The sequence below is a fragment of the Georgenia soli genome (assembly GCF_002563695.1).
Classification (GTDB): domain Bacteria; phylum Actinomycetota; class Actinomycetes; order Actinomycetales; family Actinomycetaceae; genus Georgenia; species Georgenia soli.
In genome coordinates this window covers 2,132,141-2,152,617 of sequence record NZ_PDJI01000004.1, presented here as the reverse complement: position 1 = coordinate 2,152,617, position 20,477 = coordinate 2,132,141, and the positions used below count along the sequence as shown (strand labels likewise).

21 protein-coding genes are annotated in these 20,477 nt (G+C 71.1%); 9 read left to right on the top strand and 12 right to left on the bottom strand.

Features of this window, described 5'->3' with window-relative positions; all coding sequences use genetic code 11:
- The first annotated feature begins 79 nt into the window (after positions 1-79).
- The 3 genes from ATJ97_RS11040 (at position 80) to ATJ97_RS11030 (ending at position 3,094) form a co-directional block, all read left to right on the top strand.
- A complete protein-coding gene (locus tag ATJ97_RS11040) occupies positions 80-925 on the top strand; it encodes an alpha/beta hydrolase (protein ID WP_098485403.1) in 846 nt (281 codons plus the stop codon).
- Between the two features lie 175 nt (positions 926-1,100).
- Complete coding sequence (locus ATJ97_RS11035; RefSeq protein WP_143426994.1) at positions 1,101-1,562, top strand: ATP-binding protein; 462 nt, start codon at positions 1,101-1,103, stop codon at positions 1,560-1,562.
- 122 nt (positions 1,563-1,684) lie between these two features.
- The gene (locus tag ATJ97_RS11030) at positions 1,685-3,094 is read left to right on the top strand and encodes an MFS transporter (protein ID WP_098483785.1); all 1,410 of its coding nucleotides are present in this window, start codon (positions 1,685-1,687) and stop codon (positions 3,092-3,094) included.
- A gap of 111 nt (positions 3,095-3,205) precedes the next feature.
- Here the strand turns inward: ATJ97_RS11030 and ATJ97_RS11025 are convergent, their stop codons facing one another.
- On the bottom strand, positions 3,206-3,772 hold the full coding sequence (locus ATJ97_RS11025; RefSeq protein ID WP_098483784.1) for a DinB family protein: 567 nt from the start codon (positions 3,770-3,772) through the stop codon (positions 3,206-3,208).
- Between the two features lie 35 nt (positions 3,773-3,807).
- Positions 3,808-4,305: a metallophosphoesterase family protein gene (locus ATJ97_RS11020; RefSeq protein ID WP_098483783.1), complete on the bottom strand. Its 498-nt coding sequence runs from the start codon at positions 4,303-4,305 to the stop codon at positions 3,808-3,810.
- A 170-nt stretch (positions 4,306-4,475) separates the two neighbouring features.
- Here ATJ97_RS11020 and ATJ97_RS11015 point away from each other — a divergent pair, with 170 nt between their 5' ends.
- Positions 4,476-5,567, top strand: a complete 1,092-nt coding sequence (locus ATJ97_RS11015; protein WP_098483782.1) for a tellurite resistance/C4-dicarboxylate transporter family protein — start codon at positions 4,476-4,478, stop codon at positions 5,565-5,567.
- A 144-nt stretch (positions 5,568-5,711) separates the two neighbouring features.
- Here ATJ97_RS11015 and ATJ97_RS11010 read toward each other — a convergent pair whose 3' ends face one another.
- Positions 5,712-6,134, bottom strand: a complete 423-nt coding sequence (locus tag ATJ97_RS11010; RefSeq protein WP_143426993.1) for a hypothetical protein — start codon at positions 6,132-6,134, stop codon at positions 5,712-5,714.
- 190 nt (positions 6,135-6,324) lie between these two features.
- Between ATJ97_RS11010 and ATJ97_RS11005 the strand changes: the two genes are divergently transcribed.
- A complete protein-coding gene (locus ATJ97_RS11005; protein ID WP_098483780.1) occupies positions 6,325-6,720 on the top strand; it encodes a MerR family transcriptional regulator in 396 nt (131 codons plus the stop codon).
- A 24-nt stretch (positions 6,721-6,744) separates the two neighbouring features.
- Here ATJ97_RS11005 and ATJ97_RS11000 read toward each other — a convergent pair whose 3' ends face one another.
- The 9 genes from ATJ97_RS11000 to ATJ97_RS10960 all read right to left on the bottom strand — a co-directional run bounded on the left by ATJ97_RS11000 (position 6,745) and on the right by ATJ97_RS10960 (position 15,642).
- Entirely contained in the window at positions 6,745-8,268 is a 1,524-nt protein-coding gene (locus tag ATJ97_RS11000; protein ID WP_170037664.1) for a SulP family inorganic anion transporter, read from the bottom strand.
- Between the two features lie 202 nt (positions 8,269-8,470).
- The gene (locus ATJ97_RS10995; RefSeq protein ID WP_098483779.1) at positions 8,471-9,328 is read right to left on the bottom strand and encodes a Mut7-C RNAse domain-containing protein; all 858 of its coding nucleotides are present in this window, start codon (positions 9,326-9,328) and stop codon (positions 8,471-8,473) included.
- A 4-nt stretch (positions 9,329-9,332) separates the two neighbouring features.
- Positions 9,333-10,085: a 5'-methylthioadenosine/S-adenosylhomocysteine nucleosidase gene (gene mtnN / locus ATJ97_RS10990; RefSeq protein WP_098483778.1), complete on the bottom strand. Its 753-nt coding sequence runs from the start codon at positions 10,083-10,085 to the stop codon at positions 9,333-9,335.
- The gene (locus ATJ97_RS10985) at positions 10,082-10,540 is read right to left on the bottom strand and encodes an S-ribosylhomocysteine lyase (protein ID WP_098483777.1); all 459 of its coding nucleotides are present in this window, start codon (positions 10,538-10,540) and stop codon (positions 10,082-10,084) included. Before ATJ97_RS10985 ends, mtnN begins: the two co-directional genes overlap by 4 nt.
- Positions 10,541-10,565: 25 nt before the next feature.
- The gene (locus ATJ97_RS10980) at positions 10,566-11,603 is read right to left on the bottom strand and encodes an enoyl-CoA hydratase/isomerase family protein (RefSeq protein ID WP_098483776.1); all 1,038 of its coding nucleotides are present in this window, start codon (positions 11,601-11,603) and stop codon (positions 10,566-10,568) included.
- A 347-nt stretch (positions 11,604-11,950) separates the two neighbouring features.
- Positions 11,951-12,952 (bottom strand): glycine betaine ABC transporter substrate-binding protein, encoded by a 1,002-nt coding sequence (locus ATJ97_RS10975; protein WP_098483775.1) that lies wholly within the window; start codon positions 12,950-12,952, stop codon positions 11,951-11,953.
- Positions 12,952-13,692, bottom strand: a complete 741-nt coding sequence (locus ATJ97_RS10970; RefSeq protein ID WP_211287349.1) for an ABC transporter permease — start codon at positions 13,690-13,692, stop codon at positions 12,952-12,954. The genes ATJ97_RS10975 and ATJ97_RS10970 overlap by 1 nt, the downstream gene beginning before the upstream one ends.
- A gap of 101 nt (positions 13,693-13,793) precedes the next feature.
- Positions 13,794-15,008, bottom strand: coding sequence for an ABC transporter ATP-binding protein (locus ATJ97_RS10965; protein WP_098483774.1), 1,215 nt, complete (start codon positions 15,006-15,008; stop codon positions 13,794-13,796).
- Positions 15,001-15,642, bottom strand: a complete 642-nt coding sequence (locus tag ATJ97_RS10960; RefSeq protein ID WP_098483773.1) for an ABC transporter permease — start codon at positions 15,640-15,642, stop codon at positions 15,001-15,003. The genes ATJ97_RS10965 and ATJ97_RS10960 overlap by 8 nt, the downstream gene beginning before the upstream one ends.
- Before the next feature lie 691 nt (positions 15,643-16,333).
- On the opposite strand from ATJ97_RS10960, the gene nrdH reads away from it, so the two are divergent.
- From nrdH to nrdF, 4 genes are all read left to right on the top strand, one after another.
- Entirely contained in the window at positions 16,334-16,582 is a 249-nt protein-coding gene (gene nrdH / locus ATJ97_RS10955) for a glutaredoxin-like protein NrdH (protein WP_098483772.1), read from the top strand.
- Positions 16,583-16,683: 101 nt separating this feature from the next.
- Positions 16,684-17,100 (top strand): class Ib ribonucleoside-diphosphate reductase assembly flavoprotein NrdI, encoded by a 417-nt coding sequence (gene nrdI, locus ATJ97_RS10950; RefSeq protein WP_098483771.1) that lies wholly within the window; start codon positions 16,684-16,686, stop codon positions 17,098-17,100.
- Positions 17,070-19,226 carry a class 1b ribonucleoside-diphosphate reductase subunit alpha gene (gene nrdE, locus ATJ97_RS10945; protein WP_098483770.1) on the top strand — a complete coding sequence of 719 codons (2,157 nt, stop codon included), beginning with the start codon at positions 17,070-17,072 and terminating at the stop codon, positions 19,224-19,226. Before nrdI ends, nrdE begins: the two co-directional genes overlap by 31 nt.
- Before the next feature lie 175 nt (positions 19,227-19,401).
- The gene (nrdF, locus tag ATJ97_RS10940) at positions 19,402-20,376 is read left to right on the top strand and encodes a class 1b ribonucleoside-diphosphate reductase subunit beta (protein ID WP_143426992.1); all 975 of its coding nucleotides are present in this window, start codon (positions 19,402-19,404) and stop codon (positions 20,374-20,376) included.
- Positions 20,377-20,477 lie beyond the last annotated feature (101 nt).

Here is a 20,477-nt window from a genome sequence, read left to right as displayed (position 1 = left end):
CTCGTTCGTCCCGCTGTTCCGGTCTCAACTCGTCCGTGCCAGGATCGGCGGAAGAGGTGTCGGGTTGAAGGAGATCGACATGGCGCGGTGGACGTTCCAGGGGCACGGCGGCGAGATCGCCGCGAGGTCGTGGCCGGTGCCGCGAGCTCGCTACGTGGCGGTGCTGTGCCACGGCTACGGCGAGCACATCGGCCGGTACGAGCGGGTGGCCGCCACGCTCAACGACCACGGCGCCGCCGTCTACGGGCACGACCACGTCGGTCACGGCGAGAGCGCCGGCGAGCGGGTCCTCATCGCGGACTTCGAGCCCGTGGTCGAGAACCTGCACCTGCTGGTGAAGCAGGCGATCGAGCAGAACCCCGACCTGCCCGTGGTGCTGATCGGCCACTCCATGGGCGGGATGATCGCCGCGCGCTACGCCCAGGAGCACGCCGACGAGCTCGCCGCCGTCGTGCTCTCCGGCCCTGTGCTCGGACGGTGGGACGTCGTGGGCGAGCTGCTCGCCCAGGACCCGATCCCGCCGACGCCGATCGACCCCGCCACCCTCTCGCGAGACCCCGCCGTGGGCAGCGCCTACGCCGAGGACCCGCTCGTGTGGCACGGGGACTTCCGGCGCCCCACGCTTCAGGCCATCAGCGAGATGCTGACGACGATCAACGCCGCCGGGTCGGTGGGCGAGCTCCCGCTGCTGTACCTCCACGGCGAGGCCGACGAGCTCGTCCCGATCGGGCCGAGCCTCGAGGGCCTGGAGGCGATCCGCGGGCCGCGCACGGAGAGCCGGACCTACCCCGGCCTCCGCCACGAGATCTTCAACGAGACGACGAAGGACGAGGTTCTCGCCGACGTGACCGCCTTCGTGGACCGGGTGCTCGCGGCGGCTCCTGGCTCGGCGGTACCCGAGCTGGCGGACGCCCCGACCGAGTGACGCGGTACTCCGGGCGAGGGCGCGCCCGTGGTGGCGCACGCCGTCGTCGTCCCGCCTTCGGAGGAGGGTCGGCCGGCGATCGTCCGGATGCCGGAAGGAACTGGTCTACCTACTGTGGAGCAAGGCGGTGGCCGGCCTCGGCCGGGGCACCGCAACGTCGCCGAGGGAGGGCCTGATGTCGCAGAACGGCGCACGAGACCGGACGGTCGCCGCGTCCGCGCCCGTGCGGCCGCACCTGCGCGCGGCTCGTGCAGTGGGCCGCTGGCAGGTCCGCAGCCCGGCCGACCTTCCGCTGCTGCGCCGCGCCGTCCTCGCCGCGGAGCTGCGGACGGGGGCGGGCGCGCGCGAGGCGAGCCTGGACCACAGCAGGCTGGCGCTCGTGGCGACCGAGCTCGCCACGAACGCCCTGAAGTACGCCTCGGGGCCCTGCGTGGCGGGCATCTCCCGCGCGGCCGGCGGTTGGCTGCTCGAGGTCATCGACTCCAGCCCGGAGAGCCCTCCGGTGCGCTGCCCTCCGGAGCCCGGCCGTCCCGGCGGCAACGGGCTGCTCATCATCGAGCAGCTCTCGTCGCGCTGGGGCTGGTACCGCGCGACGGACGGCGTCCACAAGCACGTCTGGGCCGAGCTGGCCGACTGAACCGTCCCGCCGGAAGGCCGGTCCGGCAACCTCATGCCGTCTCACATGATGGCCACGTCGGTCCACACTTCGGGAACCCTGCGTAACGTCTCCTGGTCAATTCCGGAACAGGAGACTCTCTCGTGAGCACGACCAGCACGAACACCGACACGGCCGGCGCGGTCGAGACCGGCGCCACGCCCGTCCCCCGGGGGCGGGTCATCTTCGCCAGCCTCGTGGGCACGTCGATCGAGTTCTACGACTTCTACATCTACGCCACGGCGGCCATCTCGGTCTTCCCGCTTCTCTTCTTCCCGGCCACCAGCGCCACCGGCGCGCTCCTCGCGTCCCTCGCCACCTTCGGCGTCGCGTTCATCGCCCGGCCGGTCGGCTCGGTCCTGTTCGGGCACTACGGCGACCGCACCGGCCGCAAGGCGACGCTGCTCGGCTCGCTGCTCGTCATGGGGATCGCCACGGTCCTCATCGGCCTGCTCCCCACGTACGCGCAGATCGGCCTGTGGGCGCCGGCGATGCTCGCCATCATGCGCTTCTGCCAGGGGCTCGGCCTCGGCGGTGAGTGGAGCGGGGCCGCGCTGCTGGCCACCGAGTACGCCGAGAAGGGCAAGCGCGCCCGCGCCGCCATGTGGCCGCAGCTGGGTGCGCCGATCGGGTTCCTGTTCGCCAACGGCTTCTTCCTGCTGCTGACCGTGTGGATGGGCCACGACAGCACCGACCCGGCCCACGACGGCGCCTTCCTCACGTGGGGCTGGCGAGTCCCGTTCCTGGCCTCCGCGGTGATCGTCGCGCTCGGCGTCTACGTCCGCGTCAAGCTGGAGGAGACCCCGGTCTTCGCCCGCGCCGTCGCCCGGGGCGAGAAGGTCAAGACCCCGCTGAAGACGGTGTTCCGCACCAGCTGGCGCCAGCTGATCCAGGGCACCTTCATCATGCTGGCGACCTACACGCTGTTCTACCTGTTCACCACGTGGATCCTCAGCTACTCCATCGGTGCGGTCGAGAACGGCTTCCTCGGCATCCCGTACCAGGACTTCCTGGTCCTCCAGCTGATCGCCATCCTCTTCTTCGCCGCGTTCGTCCCGGTCTCCGGCGCGCTGGCGGACCGCTTCGGGCGCAAGCCGTTCCTCATCGTGGTCACGTCGCTCATCCTCATCTTCGGGATGACGTTCAACGCCTTCCTCAGCCCCGACGTCATGGGCACCGGCGAGGCCGCCAACATGGGGCTGATGCTGGTCTTCCTCATCATCGGCATGATCCTCATGGGCCTGACCTTCGGCGTGCAGAGCGCGATCCTGCCCGAGCTCTTCCCGACCAACGTGCGCTACACGGGCTCGGCGATCGCCTACAACTTCTCCTCGATCCTCGGTGCCGCCGTGGCCCCGTTCATCGCGGCCTGGCTGGCGAGCAGCTACGGCGTGGGCTGGGTGGGCGTCTACCTCGGCTCCATGGCCGTGCTGACCCTGCTGGCGCTGTTCTCCACCCGGGAGACGCGCGACCTCGACCTCGACAACGTGGAGGACGCGGCGGTCTCCGCCTGAGGCCTCCCTCGGCCGGCACGACCTCGCCGGCTCCCCTCACGGGCCCCGTCACCCTCCGTGGGTGACGGGGCCCGCGTGCCGTGCCGGCCGTTGCCGGAGCTGGAGGCGGACCTAGAAGGAGTCGGCGGTGCGCTGGAGCCGCCCGACGTAGTCGGTCCACCACTGCTCGTCCCGGTCCGGGAGGTTCGACACGCCCTTGCGCAGCCCGGCCTGACCGTCGATCTGCTCGCGGAGGATGTCGAGGTGCCCCGCGTGCCGGGCGGTCTCGGTGAGGACGTGCACGAGGATGAGGTGCAGGGTCACGGGACCGGTCCTCCACCACGGCACCTGCCGCTCGGTGTCGAGCGGCACGGCGTCGATCGTCCGCAGGCTGTGCTCCAGGGCGCGGTCGTACAGCTCCAGGACGAACTCACGGGACTGGTTCTCGGTGGCCCACATGTCGGCGTTGTCCTCGGCGCCCTCCTCGAACCAGGGCAGCGCGACCCCGTGCGGCTCCCCGAACAGCTCGAGGTAGCCGAGCTCGACGCTCGCCAGGTGCTTGACCACGCCGAGGATGTTGGTCCCGGTCGGGGTGAGCGGCCGGCGCAGGTCGCGCTCGCCGAGCCCGTCGACCTTCCACCGCACCGCCTCGTGCAGGCCTTCGAGGTACCGCTTGAGCGTCGCCTTCGTCGCATCCATGGTCGCGACACTAGGGCCGCCCGGCCGGTCTCGCCTCAGAGCCGGTGCAGCGCCACGTCCAGCTTGCCGGGGCCGTCGAGCACGGCGGTCATGTAGGTGCGGTGCGGCTGGCGCCGCCGGTCCGTGGGCGAGCCGGGGTTGAGCAGCCGCAGGCCGGCCGGCGTCGTCGTGTCCCAGGGGATGTGGCTGTGGCCGAAGACGAGGACGTCGTCGTCCGGGAACGCGGCGTCCATGCGGCGCTCGCGGCCCTGTGCCTGGCCGGTCTCGTGCACGACGGCGAGGCGCGTCCCCTCCAGCGTCACCCGGGCCACCTCGGGGAGACGACGGCGGATCTCCGGCCCGTCGTTGTTGCCCCAGCAGGCGACGAGCCGCCTCGCCCGCTCCTCCAGCTCGTCGACGAGCCGCTCGTCGACCCAGTCGCCGGCGTGCACGACGACGTCGGCCGCCTCCACCGCCTCCCAGACCGGCGCGGGCAGCTCCCGCGCGCGCTTGGGCCAGTGGGTGTCGGCGAGCAGCAGCAGGTTCGTGGTCATCCGTCGGCCTCCGGAGGTCGGGTCGATGCCGAACGATAGGCCGTCGGACACGCTCGGGCGTTGTCGGCGTTGTCGGCGTTGTCGGGCGTTGTCGGGGTCCTCGGGAGAGTCGGGCCTCGCCCCCACAGCGTGGGGCGGCGCGCCCGCAGGTGCGCGGATAGCCTCGGTGGATGGCGACGACCCGGTCCGTCACCGAGGGCGCCGGGTTCGCCGGACGCGTCCGGCGGGCGGTGCGGAGCCTCGCGCCCGGGTACTTCGCGCTCGTCATGGGCAGCGGCATCATCTCGGTGGGGCTGCGGCTCGAGGGTTTCGACGTCCTCTCCGCGCTGCTCGGGTGGGTGTGCGCCGGCGCCTACGTCCTCCTGGTGCTGCTGACCCTGTGGCGCCTGGTGAGCTACCCGGCGGACGTCCGTGAGGAGTTCGACGACGCCCGGCGCGCCTTCGGGTACTTCACCTTCGTCGCCGGCACGAACGTCCTCGGCGTGCGGCTGGCGATGGACGGCCACGTCGGGTGGACGGCGGGTCTGCTGGTGCTGTCCTTCGTGACCTGGCTGGTCCTCGGCTACGTGGTGCCGTGGACGGCGGTGCTGGGCCGGACCGAGCGACCGGTCGTGGCGACGGCGAACGGGACCTGGTTCATCTGGGTCGTGGCCAGCCAGTCGGTCGCCGTCGCCTCCGCCTCGCTCCAGCCGGGGTCCGACCAGGTGCGGGGCGGCCTGCTCGCGGTGCTGGCGGTGGTGTCGTGGTCCGTCGGGATCTTCCTGTACGCCGCCGCCGGCGTGATCGTCGCGCTGCGCATGCTGCTGTACGAGCTGCGGCCCGTGGACCTGACCCCGCCGTACTGGGTGGCCATGGGCGCCTGCGCGATCACCGTGCTCGCCGGCGCCCGCATCGTCGAGATGGACGACGCCCCGATGGTCAACGCCACCCGCGGACTGGTCGCCGGCCTGTCGGTGGTGTTCTGGGCGTTCGCGACGTGGCTCATCCCGCCGCTGGTGGCCGCGGGGTGGTGGCGTCACCGGCGGCACCGCGTCCCGCTCGTCTACGAGGCCACGCTGTGGAGCATCGTGTTCCCGCTGGGGATGTACGCCGTCGCCGGTATCTACCTGGGGCAGGCCGACAGGCTGCCTGTGGTCGGAGCGATCGGCGCGGTCGAGCTGTGGGTGGCGTTCGCCGCCTGGTGCCTGGTCCTCGCCGGGATGGTCGTGCACCTCTGGCGCACCGTGGCTACCTCGCGGTCCTCGTTCCCGCGGAGAGAATGACATCTCACCGAAGAGATGACATCTCAGTGAGGGAATGACATCTCAGCGAGGAGATGACTTCTCGCCGGGGAGGGGGGAGGCGGAGACGTCGGGGCCGCCACCCGCACGACGGCGCGGTGGCGGCCCCGGTGGGGGACCCGTACCTCAGGTGAGGGGGCGGTCCTCGGTACGGGCCGGTCCGACGTCGCCCTCGTGGCGGCCGTGCGGGCGGTCGTCACGGAAGTCGTCGGCGTCGGGATCCAGGGCGGAGGCGTCCCGCTGGTGCTGCTCCGCCTCGTGGCGCACCCGCTCGGCCTCCTCGGCCCGCATCCGCGCCTCGTGCTCGAGCCGGTCGGCCTCCACGCGCGCCTGCTGGGCCTGGGCCTCCGTGGCCGCGGCCTGGGCGGCGCGCTCGCGGGCGGCGAGGTCCTGCTCCTCGCTCCGTGCACGCAGGTCGCGGGCCTGCTGGCGGCGCTCCTCCTGAAGGGCGAGCTCGCGCTCCTTGCGCTTCCGGCTCGCGGTCATGACGACCGCGATGATGATCGCCACGACGACGACCGCGATGACGATCCACATCCAGGTTTCCATGGACCCTGCCTCCTTAGGTTCGGTCCTGCGTGGTCCCATGGAACCGGAGGCGCAGGGTTCCGGCCACCGGAGAGCGCCTCCCACCTGGGCCGATGCCGCAGCCTCCGGCGCTCGCGCGTCAGGGTCGGCGGCCGGCCGGGGCTGCCGCCGACGTCCGCCCGCCGTATCCAGGACAGGGCAGACTTGCCCCATGACGAGGCCGGGGCAGGGTTCGATGATGCAGATCGGGAAGTTCGCCGATCGCTCCGGGGTGTCGATCCACACCCTCCGCCACTACGACGAGGTGGGCCTGCTGCGTCCCTCCGGGCGGAGCGAGGGCGGTTTCCGTCTCTACACCGAGGAGGACCTGGAGCGGTTCCTGGTGATCCGCCGGATGAAGCCCCTCGGGTTCTCCCTGGAGGAGATGCGGCAGGTGCTGGAGGTGGTCGACGCCCTGCCCGGCGCGACGGACTCGCAGAGGGATCAGCTGCACGCCCGGCTGGACGGCTTCATCGAGGCGGCGCGGACGCGGCGGGCGAAGGTCCTCGAGCAGGTGGCGATGGCGGACGAGCTCATCGGCCTGCTCGAGGACCAGCGCCTTGCCTAGAGGTCAGCGCCTTGCCTAGAGGTCTCAGCCTCCGCCGGCCAGGTGGCCGGCGAGGCGTTCGTGACGCTCGGCGCTGGACCCGTTCAGGCCGATGATGGTGGCCTTCTTCCCCTTGGCCGCGTACTTGGTGGTGATCGCGTCCAGGGCGGCCACGGTGGAGGCGTCCCAGACGTGGGCCTCGGACAGGTCGATGACGACGTTCTCCGGGTCGCCGGCGTAGTCGAACTGGTAGACGAGGTCGTTGCTGGAGGCCCAGAGCAGCTCCCCGCGGACGGCGTAGACGCGGGTGCTCTCGTCGGGGTGCGCGACGTCGACGACCTCGGTCAGGTGCGCGACGCGGCGGACGAACATCAGCGCGGCGACGACGACGCCGGTGATGACCCCGTACGCGAGGTTGTTGGTGGCCACGGTGACGGCGACGGTCGCGAGCATCACCAGGGTCTCCGAGCGGGGCATCCGGCGCAGCGTGGCCGGCCGGACGGAGTGCCAGTCGAAGGTGCCGACCGACACCATGACCATGACCGCGACGAGCGCGGCCATCGGGATGGTCGCGACGACGTCGCCCAGGCCGACGACCAGGACCAGCAGGAACGCACCGGCGAGGAAGGTGGACAGGCGGGTGCGTGCCCCGGAGGCCTTCACGTTGATCATGGTCTGGCCGATCATCGCGCAGCCGCCCATGCCGCCGAAGAGGCCGGTGACGACGTTCGCGACGCCCTGGCCCCAGGACTCGCGCGTCTTGTCCGAGTGGGTGTCCGTGACGTCGTCGACCAGCTTGGCCGTCATGAGGGACTCCATCAGCCCCACCAGGGCCATGGCGACGGCGTAGGGGCCGATGATCTGGAGCGTCTCGAGGATCATCGGGACGTCGGGGACCATCAGCGTGGGCAGGGACTCGGGCAGGTCGCCCTGGTCACCCACGTTCGGCACGTCAAGCGCCGCCACGACGGTGATCACGGTGAGGACGACGATCGCGACCAGGGGCGCCGGTACCACGTCCGTGAGCTTCGGCAGCAGCACGATGGTGGCGATCCCGGCGGCGACCATGGCGTAGACGACCCAGGAGACCCCGATCAGGTGCGGCAGCTGGGCCAGGAAGATCAGGATCGCCAGGGCGTTGACGAAGCCGACCATGACGCTGCGCGGGATGAACCGCATGAGCTTGGCGACCCCGAGCACGCCGAGGAGGACCTGGACGACGCCGGCCAGGATCACGGTGCCGATGAGGTGGTCCATCCCGTGCTCGCGCACCACGGGGGCGATCACCAGGGCGATGGCGCCGGTGGCGGCGGAGATCATCGCGGGCCGGCCACCGAGGAAGGCGATCGAGACGGCCATGGTGAAGGAGGCGAACAGGCCCACCCGCGGGTCCACGCCCGCGATGATCGAGAAGGAGATCGCCTCCGGGATCAGGGCCAGGGCCACGACGAGACCGGCCAGGACCTCGGTGCGCAGGCGTCGCGGGTCGCGCAGCGCGCCGATCACCGAGGTGACGCCCTCCGTGCGGGCGAGCTTGCGGTCCTCAGGGGTGGTGCGCCGGGCGCGCAGGGCGGCGAGGGGCGATGTCACACGGACTCCCAGGGGCTGTGGGCGCGCAGCGACGCCCGACGGTCAGGTCAGAGGCGGCGCACCGTCGCACCAGAGAGGAGTGCCGGCACGGGGCGCGGGACGGGGACGCTCCGGCGGGCACCGGCAACTCTAACCTAACCCGAGAGTAGAGAGGGTGTGACGTCAGCCATGGCGGGGGACCTCAGCCATGACGGCGGAGCACCTGCTGCACGAAGGCGTCCAGGCGTCGCCCGTGCGCCCCGTGCCAGTACGGCCGGCCGCACCCGGTGCAGCGCCGGAACTCGCGGTACGTGCGCAGCGTCCCGGGCTCGAGCAGGTGCGCCACCTCGTCGGCGGCGACCGGCTCCAGCTCGCCGCCGCACGCCACGCAACGGGTGAACGGGGCGAGGCGGGGCGCGAACCGGTCGAGGACGTCGTCGAGCTGGTCCGTCACCGCGCTGCCGCGCACGTGGGCCGCCCGCGCGAGCGGGCTGCTGCCGTCGGGCGCGGGGGCGGGCACCAGGGCACGACGGCGGAGCAGCGCGTGGTCCTGCGTGAGCAGGACGCGTTCCTCGGCCAGCGCGCGGGCGACGAGCTCGGCGTCCGCGGTGTCGTTGCCGTAGGCGACGTCGGGGCCCAGGAGGCGCAGGCGACGGGCCAGCGCGCCGAGATGCACGTCGAGCAGGAAGCGCTCGGAGACCGCCGGCTGCGGCCGCGCCACCGGGAGGACCTCCACCACCTCTCCCGGGGAGGGGCGATGCACCGGAGGCACCTCAGCGCCCTCAGGGGCCGCGCCGACCGGTCTTCCGCTGGGCGCCGCGCCGTCGACCGCTCCGCCGTCCACGCCGCCGTCGACCACCCGCAGTGCCCCGACCTCGGTCAGCGGGACGCCCGCGGCGGGGACGAGGTGGGTCAGCGGGGTGCCCGGGTCGAGCGGCACGTCGAGCCCGCCGTCGTCCCGGGAACGCGGTGGGAGGAAGGCGCGCAGCTCGGGCGCGACGAGGAGGCGGACCCATGGGTGCGCCGCGCCGCGCCGCAGGTCTCGCACCGGCGCGCCCATCGCACTAGGCCCCGAGCGCCGCCAGGACGACGACGGCGGCCCGCTCGGCCGCCTCGTCGACGCCGAGGTGGAAGTCCTGGTCCGCCTCGGGCCCGCACAGGTCCGAGATGCCGCGCACCGAGAGGAACGGCAGCGAGTAGGAGTGGGCCACCTGCGCCAGGGCGGTGGTCTCCATGTCGGTGCTCAGCGCGTCCGGGAAGTGGGCGCGCACCTCGGCGACGTTGACGTCGGTGACGAAGGAGTCGTCGGAGACCATCTGCCCGACGCGCAGCGTGCCGAGCGGCAGCTGCGCGCGGGAGGCGGCGGCGAGCAGGTCAGGGCCGGCGTCGTAGGCGACGGGCATGCCCGGCACCTGCCCGCGGACGTAGTCGAACGCCGTCGCGTCGGCACCCGCGTAGGTGTAGCGGTCGCCGACGACGACGTCCCCCACCTCCACACCGCGGGCGAGGCCCCCGGCCGACCCGGTCGAGACGATCGCGCGTGCGCGAGCCTGGGAGAGGGCGGCGACGGCCGCCGACGCCGCGTTGACCAGTCCGATCCCGCTGCGCACGATGAGCAGCGTCGCGGCGCCGATGGTGACCACCTGGCCGCGGGCGTTGCCGCGCTGGACCACCGGGCCGGCCTGGGTGGCGCGGCGGGAGTACGGCCGGATCTCCTCGTCCATCGCCCCGACGACGACGGCGTCCACCCGCGGGCCGTGGCCGGGCGCGGTGGCCTCGGCGCCGGGGTCGCCGGTGGGGTTGTGGCCCTCGGTCATGCCGTGACCTGGGCCCACTCCTCGCGCCGCTCGAGCATGGCGCGCGCGGCGTCCTGGGCGCCGGTCAGGGTGTGGCTGGCGGCCCACCCGCACTGCGTCTCGTTGGCGGCGGGGACCTCGGTGGCGTCGACGACGTCCTGCAGCGTGGTGGCGACCAGGTCGAGGACCTCCTCGTAGGGGTGGTCCCCGACCAGCAGCAGGTAGAAGCCCGTCTGGCAGCCCATGGGGGAGAAGTCGACGACGTCGTCGGAGTGGTTGCGCACGTGCTCGGCGAAGGTGTGCTCGAGCGAGTGCACCACCGGCATCTCGAGGTGGTCGACGTTGGGCTGGCAGAAGCGCACGTCGTACTTGGTCAGCACGTCACCGCCGGGCAGCTGCTTGGTGTCGGCGACGCGCACGTACGGCGCGGCGACGGTGCGGTGGTCGAGGTTGAAGCTCTCGACGTTCATGGGCATGGGGTGCTCCTTCGGGTCTGGGGTGTCATCCGGCGGCGGGCGCGGGAACGAGGAGCGCGCGGATCTGCTCCGCGTCCACCTCGTCCACCCGCGCGGGCGACCAGGATGCCTTGCGGTCCTTGTCCACCAGGACGGCGCGCACGCCCTCGGCGAAGTCGGGGCGGGCGATGAGCCAGACGGCGGCGCGCAGCTCGTTCTCCAGGCACTGCCCCAGCGTGGAGGCGGCGCCGGCCTTCAGCAGCTCCAGGGCGACGACCAGGGAGGTGGGGCACATGATGCGCAGCGCGGCCGCGGTGCCTGCCGCCCAGTCGTCGCCGGCGTCGTCCAGCCGCTCCAGGATCTCGGTCACCGTGCCGGCCGAGAACGTCGCCTCGATCCGGTCGCGGTACGGCGCCAGGGACGGCTCGCCGGCCTCCGCCGGGTCGGCCGCGTGCCGGGCGAGGGCGGCCGCGGTCCCCTCGGCCCCGGCGTCGTCGAGGAGGGCGTCGACGGCGTTCGCCGGGACGAAGTGGGTGGCCAGGCCCAGGGCGAGGGCGTCGGCGGCGCCGATGCGCGCGCCGGTCAGCGCGAGGTAGCGGCCGACGGCTCCGGCGGGGTCGCCGTCGAGGTGGGAGAGGAAGTAGGTGGAGCCGACGTCGGGGGTGAAGCCGAGCGCGGTCTCCGGCATGGCGAGCGCCGCCCGTTCGGTGACCACGCGGGCGCTGCCGTGGATGCTGACGCCCAGGCCGCCGCCCATCGCGACGCCGTCGATCACGGCGACGTACGGCTTGGGGAGCTCGGCGATCGCGCCGTTGAGGGCGTACTCCTCGGCGAAGAACGTGTCCGCGAGCTCCGCGCGCCCGGCGAGGACGGCCTCGCGCGCCGCGCGGACGTCACCGCCGGAGCAGAACGCCCGCCCGCCGGCCCCGGTGATGACCACCTCGGCGACGTCGTCGTCGCTCCGCCAGCGGTCGAGCGCCTCGCGCAGCCCGCGGATCATGTCCAGGTCCAGGGCGTTGAGCGCCGCCGGCCGGTCCAGCTCCAGGCGACCGACCGTCCCGTCGGTCCACGACCTCACCTTCATGCCGTCACCTTCTCACGCCGGGCCGCCAGGCGACCGCGGTGCCTGGTGTCGCGGTCGAGTACCGAGACGGCCGCAGGGCGGGTGCGGGTCGCGGCAACGGTGAGGACTCGGCGCGCCTGCGCCGTCGGGTCCCGTCGCGTCGGGACCGCTGGGACATCACGAGCACCGGGCGCCGGAATGCTACAACTTCGACGCCCTGCGCCGTCGGGTCCCGTCGCGTCGGGACCGCTGGGACATCACGAGCACCGGGCGCCGGAACGCTACAACTTCGACGCCCATATCGCACCGAAGTTGTAGCGATCGTGGCAGGTGGCAGGTGGCAGGTGGCCCGTGGCCCGGCTGCCAGCTCAGCCCTCGGGGTGGCTGACGAGCCCCTCGGAGACCATCCAGTCCATCGCGACGTCGGCCGGCTCCTCGCCGTCGACGTCGACCCGGGCGTTGAGCTCGATGAGCAGCTCGTCGGTCAGCAGCGGGGTGATCTGCTCGAAGACCTCGGTGACGCGCGGGAACTCCTCGACCAGGTCGGTGCCCAGGTACGCGGCCACGTTGTAGGACGGGAAGTACGCCGCGTCGTCCTCGAGCACGGTGAGGTCGAGGGCGAGGATGCGCCCGTCGGTCGTGAAGATCTCGCCGAAGTTGCAGGCTCCGTTCGCGGTGGCGGCGTAGATGGCGCCCGTGTCCATGACGCGGATGTTGTCGCTGGGGACGCCGTCGGGGGAGTCGAGCGGGATGCCGTAGTGCTCGAGCATCGGCTCCAGGCCGTCGTCGCGGCTGCGGAACTCGCTCTCGACGCAGAAGGTGCGCTCCTCGACCGGCAGCTCCTTGACCTGGGAGAACGCGGTGATCCCCAGCTCCGCGGCGGCGTCGGGGCCCATCGCGAACCCGTAGGTGTTGTTCATCGGGGCGGGCGGCAGCCAGGTCAGCCCGTTGGCGAGGTCGGCGTCGTGGACCGCCTGCCACTGCTCCTGCTGGTCCGGGATGCCCTGGTTGCCCATGTAGACCACCCAGGCGGTGCCGGTGTACTCCCACTGCATGTCCGTGTCCCCGGCCAGCTGGCCCTCGCGGGCGGCCACGGAGCCGGGGATGTTGGTGGAGTCGGTGACCTGGAAGCCGGCGGCCCGCAGGGCGAGGACGGCGATCTTGCCGAGGATGAGCTGCTCGGTGAAGTTCTTCGACCCCACGCTCACCGAGACCTCCTCGGCGCCGTCGATCGGCTCGATGGCGGCCGGGGCGACGGCGGGGACGTAGCCGGTGGCCGGCTGCAGCCCGCAGCCCGCCAGGCCGAGGGCGGCGGTGGCGGCGGCCAGGGCGGCGGCGGTGCGGGTGCGGCGGGGGGTCCGGTGGGTCATCACAGTCCTCGGGGGTGGGCGACGTGCTCGACGACGCGGCCGAGCCAGTCGATCAGCAGGGCCAGCAGCGCCACCAGCAGGGCGCCGGAGACCAGCAGGTTGGGCAGGTACAGGTTGATGCCGGTGGTGATGAGGATGCCCAGCCCGCCGCCGTCGATGAACACGGCGAGGGTGGCGGTCCCCACGAGCAGCACGAGCGCGGTGCGCACCCCGGCGAGGATGACCGGCACGGCCAGGGGCAGCTCGACGCGCAGGAGCACCGACAGGGCGGACATGCCCATGCCACGGCCGGCCTCGACGAGGCGCTCGTCGACGCCGCCCAGGCCGACCATCGTGTTGCGCAGCACCGGGAGCACGGCGTACGCGACCAGGGAGACGACGGCGGTCCACGGCCCGAAGCCGAGCCACATCGCCAGCAGGACGATGAGCCCGATGGCGGGCGCCGCCTGGCCGACGTTAGCCACGGCGATCACCGGCCCGGCCAGCCGGCGGAAGGGCCGACGCGTCAGCAGGATGCCGAGGGGCACAGCGAGAACGACGACGATCGCGGCGGAGACGAACGTCAGCCGCAGATGCTCGCCGATGGCCGGTCCGAGGGAGCCCCAGGAGAGCGGGCGGCTCTCGACGTCGGAGAGCTCCGCCGTCGCCAGCCAGAGGAAGTACCCCGCCAGGACGACGGCGATGAGGACCGGCTGGACCAGCAGGCTGCGCCAGGACCGCCCGCCCTCGGCGGACTCGATGGCCGCCTCGACCGCGCCGGCGTCCTGGGGGCGGCCGGGCCCGCCCGCGGCAGGGGCGGGCAGGCGGGCCCCGGACTGCGGCCCGGCGTCCGCCTGCGCCGTCACGACGCCGCCTCCTGCGCCGGGGCGTCCGGCGTCATGTGCGACATGACCTGGTCGACGGTGACGAACCCGAGGTAGGCGTCGCGGCGGCCGGTCACGATGACGCCGTTCTGCGAGGCCGTGAGCATGGTGTCCAGCGCCTCGCTCAGGGTCGAGCGCCGCGCGAGGGTCGGCAGCATGTCGTCGAGCGTGCCGGCGATCGTGGTCTCGGCCTCGAGCTCGTCCACCGGGTGCCAGCGCCGGGGCCTGCCCCGTCCGTCCAGCACGACGACGTGCCTGTCGCCGGCGGCCCGGGCGCGGGCGGCGGCGTCGGGGCCGGACTCCCCGATCTTCGCCGTCGTCCCCTGCTGCAGGGGCAGGTCGCTCACCCGGGTGAGCGAGAGGGTCTTGAGGGCGGCGCCCTTGCCGATGAAGTCGGTGACGAAGTCCTCGGCGGGGTTGGCGAGGATCTCCTCCGGGGTGTCCAGCTGGACCACCCGGGCGCCGACGTCAAGGATCGCGATGCGGTCACCGAGCTTGACGGCCTCGTCGAAGTCGTGGGTGACGATGACGATCGTCTTGCCCAGCTCCTCCTGGATGTTGAGCAGCTCGTCCTGGAGCCGCTGGCGGGTGATGGGGTCCACCGCGCCGAACGGCTCGTCCATGAGCAGCACCGGCGGGTCGGCGGCCAGGGCGCGCGCGACCCCCACCCGCTGCTGCTGGCCGCCGGAGAGCTCGCGCGGGTAGCGGTCGCGATAGGTGTCCGGGTCCAGGCCGACGAGGTCCAGCAGCTCGTCCACCCGGGCCGCGGTGCGGGCCTTGTCCCACTTGAGCAGGCCCGGCACCAGGGCGACGTTCGCCCCCACCGTCATGTGCGGGAACAGGCCGCCCGCCTGGATGACGTAGCCGATCCGGCGGCGCAGCCAGTCCGGGTCGGTCCGGGTGACGTCCTCGCCGTCGACGACGATCCGCCCCGAGCTGGGCTCGATGAGGCGGTTGATCATCTTCATCGTCGTGGTCTTGCCGCAGCCCGACGGCCCCACGAGCACGAGGATCTCGCCGGCGCGGATCTCGAGGTCGATGTTGTCCACGGCGGGCCGCGCCTGCCCCGGGTACTGCTTGGTGACGTTCTCGAGGTGGATCGAGACGCCCGTGGTGCCGGCGTCGGCGGTCTCGCGCCGGTCGCCGGCGGCTGCGCCGACGCCGGGTGCGGTGGGTGCGGTGGTCTCAGGCACGGATCCCCCTGGGGATGGTGAGGCGGCCGACGAGCACGAGCAGCAGGTCGACCACGAGGGCGAGGAGGACGACGGCGATCGTCCCGGTGAGCGTGGAGTAGACGGAGTTGGCGCCGCCGAGCCGGGCGAGGCCGGAGAAGATGAAGCCGCCGAGACCGGGCCCGAGGACGTACGCCGCGACGGCGGCGATGCCCATGACCATCTGGGTGGACACCCGGATCCCCGCGAGGATGACGGGCCAGGCCAGCGGCAGCTCCACCCGCGCGAGCGTGTCGAGCCGGCTCATCCCGATCCCGCGCGCGGACTCGACGGTGGCGCGGTCCACCCCCGCGAGCCCGACGACGGCGTTCCGCAGGATCGGCAGGGCGGCGTAGAAGGTGACGGCGATGACGGCGGGCAGCACGCCGAAGCCGAAGGGCGCCAGCAGGATGCCGAGCAGCGCGAACGAGGGGATCGTCAGGCCGATCGCGGACGTCGAGTTCGCGAGGGAGGACAGCCGGGGGCTGCGGTACACCAGGACGGCCACGACCAGGGCGATCACCGTGGCGAGCAGCACGCACTGGATGACCAGGCTCGCGTGCTGGTACGAGAGGAAGAGGATCTGCCCGCGTCGCTCGAGCACGTAGTCCCACATTGCGGTGGTGTCTCCTCCTGCGCCGAGGTACGGCGCCGTGTCGGTTCCGCCCGCGACGGGTCGGCCGCCGCAGTCGGTGCGGGGGCAGGGTTACGGGCGGCGTCAGACCATATAGGTGTTCGCGGGTGTGCGCGACCGGAGGGCCTCGCCCCGACTGCTCCGGTCTTCCTGTCCGGGCCGCCCAAGCCGACTCGCGGCCGGCCAGGTCGGCACCGGCGGTGCCGGGACGGACGACACGCCGGGGCGACCTCGACACGCCGGTATTTCGGAGCCGCATCTCCACTGTCTGGGCAGTCAGTCCTGGTGCCAGATGCACAACGTGTGGACGACGCGCCGCGCGACCGGTCCACAGCCCTGTGCGCGGAGCTGGGGGTGCCCCGATGTCAGTGGGCGCTGGAAGTCTTCCGTCGTGGGCCCGCAACGTCAGCAGGGCTGCCGGAGCGGTCGTCCACAGGGTGTCCCCACATGGGGAAATCGAATCCACAGAAGGCGGACGGTGGTGTGGACAGGGAAAGTGGCGCGACACGCACCGCCACATCATCTTGGGGTCCTCGGGGAGAAGGACCCCAAGTTGTAGTGTTCGAGACCCGGGATGACGTAGAGTTCACCCGAACCACACACCTGTGGTTACACCAGTGTCAGACACCGTTTCTGACCAGTGACGACGCACGAGGCAAGGAGACCGGCTCAGATGAGCATCACCGTCTACAGCAAGCCGTCCTGCGTCCAGTGCGACGCCACGTACCGGGCGCTCAACAAGCAGGGTCTGGAGTACGAGGTCGTGGACATCACGACCGACGCCGAGGCGCTCGAGAACGTCAGGGCGCTCGGCTACCAGCAGGCCCCGGTCGTCTTCGCGGACGGCGACCACTGGTCCGGGTTCCGTCCCGACAAGATCAAGGCGCTCGCGGCGCACAAGGCCGCCGCACTCAGCGCCTGACGTTCGCCACTCAACTTCGGCCGGGTCATCGCGACCCGGTGGCCCGGCCGAGCACCAACTGCGCCGCCCGCGGCGCCGTCTGGAGCACCGGGAGGGTAGGAATGGGCAGGATCGTCTACTTCTCCTCCGTCACGAACAACACGCACCGCTTCGTGGAGAAGCTGGGGCTGCCCGCGGACCGCATCCCCGTGCGGCCGGGTGACCCGTTCCTCCGCGCGGACGAGGAGTACGTGCTCGTCCTCCCGACCTACGGCGGCGGCAACGGCCGGGGAGCGGTGCCCAAGCAGGTGATCCGGTTCCTCAACGACGAGCACAACCGTTCGCTCATCCGGGGCGTCATCGCCGCCGGCAACCTGAACTTCGGTGCGGGCTACTGCCTCGCGGGCGACATCATCGCCGCGAAGTGCAAGGTCCCGTACCTGTACCGATTCGAACTGATGGGAACTACCGAGGACGTCACGCGCGTCCGCGAGGGATTGGGGCAGTTTTGGCAGCAACGCTCACAGATACCGGCGTAGAGGTCGCCAGCGCACCGGAGCTCGACTACCACGCGCTGAACGCGATGCTCAACCTGTACGACGCGGACGGCAACATCCAGTTCGACAAGGACCGCGAGGCGGCCCGCCAGTACTTCCTCCAGCACGTCAACCAGAACACGGTCTTCTTCCACACGCTCAAGGAGAAGCTCGACTACCTGGTGGAGGAGGGCTACTACGAGGGCGAGGTGCTCGAGAAGTACTCCTTCGACTTCCTCACCCGGCTGTGGGACCTGGCCTGGTCGAAGAAGTTCCGGTTCGAGACGTTCCTCGGCGCGTTCAAGTACTACACCTCGTACACGCTGAAGACCTTCGACGGGAAGCGCTACCTCGAGCGGTTCGAGGACCGCGTCGTCATGGCCTCCCTGGCCCTGGCCGACGGCGACGAGGCGCTCGCGACCAACATGGTCGAGGAGATCCTCGCCGGCCGTTTCCAGCCGGCGACGCCCACGTTCCTCAACGCCGGCAAGGCCGCCCGCGGCGAGCTGGTCTCCTGCTTCCTCCTGCGCATGGAGGACAACATGGAGTCGATCGCCCGCGGCATCAACTCCGCGCTGCAGCTGTCCAAGCGCGGCGGCGGCGTGGCGCTGTCCCTCACCAACATCCGTGAGGCCGGCGCCCCGATCAAGAAGATCCAGAACCAGTCCTCCGGCGTCATCCCCGTGATGAAGCTCCTCGAGGACTCCTTCTCCTACGCCAACCAGCTCGGGGCGCGTCAGGGCGCGGGTGCGGTGTACCTGCACGCCCACCACCCCGACATCATGAAGTTCCTCGACACCAAGCGGGAGAACGCGGACGAGAAGATCCGCATCAAGACCCTCTCGCTCGGCGTGGTCGTCCCGGACATCACCTTCGACCTGGCGAAGAAGAACGAGGACATGTACCTCTTCTCGCCTTACGACGTCGAGCGCGTCTACGGGGTGCCCTTCACCGAGGTGAGCGTCTCGGAGAAGTACCACGAGATGGTCGACGACGGCCGGATCAAGAAGACCAAGATCAACGCGCGCGAGTTCTTCCAGACCCTCGCCGAGCTGCAGTTCGAGTCGGGCTACCCCTACATCGTCTTCGAGGACACCGTGAACCGGGCCAACCCGATCAAGGGCCGGATCACCATGTCGAACCTGTGCTCGGAGATCCTGCAGGTCTCGACGCCGTCGGAGTACAACGAGGACCTCAGCTACGCCGAGGTGGGCAAGGACATCTCCTGCAACCTGGGGTCGCTGAACATCGCCAAGGCGATGGACTCCGGGGACCTGGGCCGGACGGTGGGCACCGCGATCCGCGCGCTCACCGCCGTCGCCGACCAGACCCACATCTGGTCCGTGCCGTCCATCGAACGCGGCAACAACGACTCGCACGCCATCGGCCTGGGGCAGATGAACCTGCACGGCTACCTGGCGCGCGAGCGGATCCACTACGGGTCCGAGGAGGGCCTGGACTTCACCAACATCTACTTCTACACGGTCGCCTTCCACGCCGTGGCCGAGTCCAACCGGATCGCCATCGAGAAGGGCCGGACCTTCAAGGGCTTCGAGGACTCCAAGTACGCCTCCGGGGAGTACTTCGAGAAGTACGTCAACGGCACGTGGGAGCCGCGCACCGAGCGCGTGCGCCAGCTCTTCGCGGACGCCGGCGTGCACATCCCCACCCAGGACGACTGGCGTGCGCTGGCGGAGTCGGTGAAGACGCACGGCATCTACAACCAGAACCTCCAGGCCGTGCCGCCCACCGGGTCGATCTCCTACATCAACAACTCGACGTCCTCGATCCACCCGATCGTGTCGAAGGTGGAGATCCGCAAGGAGGGCAAGATCGGCCGCGTGTACTACCCGGCGCCGTTCATGACGAACGACAACCTGGAGTACTACCAGGACGCGTACGAGATCGGTCCCGAGAAGATCATCGACACCTACGCCGAGGCCACCCAGCACGTGGACCAGGGGCTGTCGCTGACGTTGTTCTTCAAGGACACCGCCACCACGCGCGACGTCAACCGGGCGCAGATCTACGCCTGGCGCAAGGGCATCAAGACGCTGTACTACATCCGGGTCCGCCAGCTCGCTCTCGAGGGGACCGAGGTCGAGGGCTGCGTCAGCTGCATGCTCTGACCCACCCCCTGCCCGCGAGATGTCATTTCCTCCGTGGCAGGCAGTGGCCGACGGCGGACGCCAGGTTCCGCCGTCGGCCCTCGGTGGGAGGATCCCACCCGGGCAGCCCCCGCTCCCGAGAAACGCCACACACCCCGGCCGCGCGCCGGAAGACGAAACAGGAGAGGCACGCACCGTGTCGGAGAAGCTCAAGCTGGTCAGCAGCGTCCAGGCGATCAACTGGAACCGTGTCCAGGACGAGAAGGACGTCGAGGTCTGGGACCGCCTGACGTCCAACTTCTGGCTGCCCGAGAAGGTGCCGCTGTCCAACGACATCCAGTCGTGGGCGACGCTGAACGAGGCCGAGAAGCTCATGACCACACGCGTGTTCACCGGCCTGACGCTGCTCGACACGATCCAGGGCACCGTGGGTGCGGTCTCGCTGATCCCGGACGCGGTGACCCCGCACGAGGAGGCCGTCTACACGAACATCGCGTTCATGGAGTCGGTCCACGCCAAGAGCTACTCCTCGATCTTCTCCACGCTCATCTCCTCCAAGGAGATCGACGAGGCCTTCCGCTGGTCGGAGGAGAACGAGAACCTCCAGCGCAAGGCGCAGATCGTCATGGACTACTACCGCGGCGATGACCCGGAGAAGCGCAAGGTCGCCTCGACCATGCTCGAGTCCTTCCTGTTCTACTCGGGCTTCTACGCCCCGATGTACTGGTCGAGCCACGCCAAGCTGACCAACACCGCCGACCTGATCCGCCTGATCATCCGCGACGAGGCCGTCCACGGGTACTACATCGGCTACAAGTACCAGCGTGCGCTGGAGAAGGCGTCGCCCGAGCGTCGCCAGGAGCTGAAGGACTACACGTTCGAGCTGCTCTTCGAGCTCTACGACAACGAGGAGCAGTACACCGAGGACCTCTACGACCCGCTGGGGCTGACCGAGGACGTCAAGGCGTTCCTGCGGTACAACGCCAACAAGGCGCTCAACAACCTCGGCTACGAGGGCCTGTTCCCCAAGGACCAGACCAACGTCAACCCGGCCATCCTGTCCTCGCTGTCCCCGAACGCGGACGAGAACCACGACTTCTTCTCCGGCTCGGGCTCGAGCTACGTCATGGGCAAGGCCGTCAACACCGAGGACGAGGACTGGGACTTCTGAGTCCACGCACCCCGTGAGTGCCGCCCCGCCGTCGTACGACGGCGGGGCGAGGTGTCTCCGTCGACCAGCAGCCGTGTGGCAGGGCGCGGGGCATCTCCCGG

Excerpts from the sequence above, each read along its gene's own strand:
- ATJ97_RS11040 (WP_098485403.1), top strand. The coding sequence starts at position 80 with ATGGCGCGGTGGACGTTCCAGGGGCACGGCGGCGAGATCGCCGCGAGG.
- ATJ97_RS11035 (WP_143426994.1), top strand. The coding sequence starts at position 1,101 with ATGTCGCAGAACGGCGCACGAGACCGGACGGTCGCCGCGTCCGCGCCC.
- ATJ97_RS11025 (WP_098483784.1), bottom strand. The coding sequence starts at position 3,772 with ATGGATGCGACGAAGGCGACGCTCAAGCGGTACCTCGAAGGCCTGCAC.
- ATJ97_RS11020 (WP_098483783.1), bottom strand. The coding sequence starts at position 4,305 with ATGACCACGAACCTGCTGCTGCTCGCCGACACCCACTGGCCCAAGCGC.
- ATJ97_RS11015 (WP_098483782.1), top strand. The coding sequence starts at position 4,476 with ATGGCGACGACCCGGTCCGTCACCGAGGGCGCCGGGTTCGCCGGACGC.
- ATJ97_RS11010 (WP_143426993.1), bottom strand. The coding sequence starts at position 6,134 with ATGGAAACCTGGATGTGGATCGTCATCGCGGTCGTCGTCGTGGCGATC.
- ATJ97_RS11005 (WP_098483780.1), top strand. The coding sequence starts at position 6,325 with ATGACGAGGCCGGGGCAGGGTTCGATGATGCAGATCGGGAAGTTCGCC.
- ATJ97_RS10995 (WP_098483779.1), bottom strand. The coding sequence starts at position 9,328 with ATGGGCGCGCCGGTGCGAGACCTGCGGCGCGGCGCGGCGCACCCATGG.
- mtnN (WP_098483778.1), bottom strand. The coding sequence starts at position 10,085 with ATGACCGAGGGCCACAACCCCACCGGCGACCCCGGCGCCGAGGCCACC.
- ATJ97_RS10985 (WP_098483777.1), bottom strand. The coding sequence starts at position 10,540 with ATGCCCATGAACGTCGAGAGCTTCAACCTCGACCACCGCACCGTCGCC.
- ATJ97_RS10980 (WP_098483776.1), bottom strand. The coding sequence starts at position 11,603 with ATGAAGGTGAGGTCGTGGACCGACGGGACGGTCGGTCGCCTGGAGCTG.
- ATJ97_RS10975 (WP_098483775.1), bottom strand. The coding sequence starts at position 12,952 with ATGACCCACCGGACCCCCCGCCGCACCCGCACCGCCGCCGCCCTGGCC.
- ATJ97_RS10960 (WP_098483773.1), bottom strand. The coding sequence starts at position 15,642 with ATGTGGGACTACGTGCTCGAGCGACGCGGGCAGATCCTCTTCCTCTCG.
- nrdH (WP_098483772.1), top strand. The coding sequence starts at position 16,334 with ATGAGCATCACCGTCTACAGCAAGCCGTCCTGCGTCCAGTGCGACGCC.
- nrdI (WP_098483771.1), top strand. The coding sequence starts at position 16,684 with ATGGGCAGGATCGTCTACTTCTCCTCCGTCACGAACAACACGCACCGC.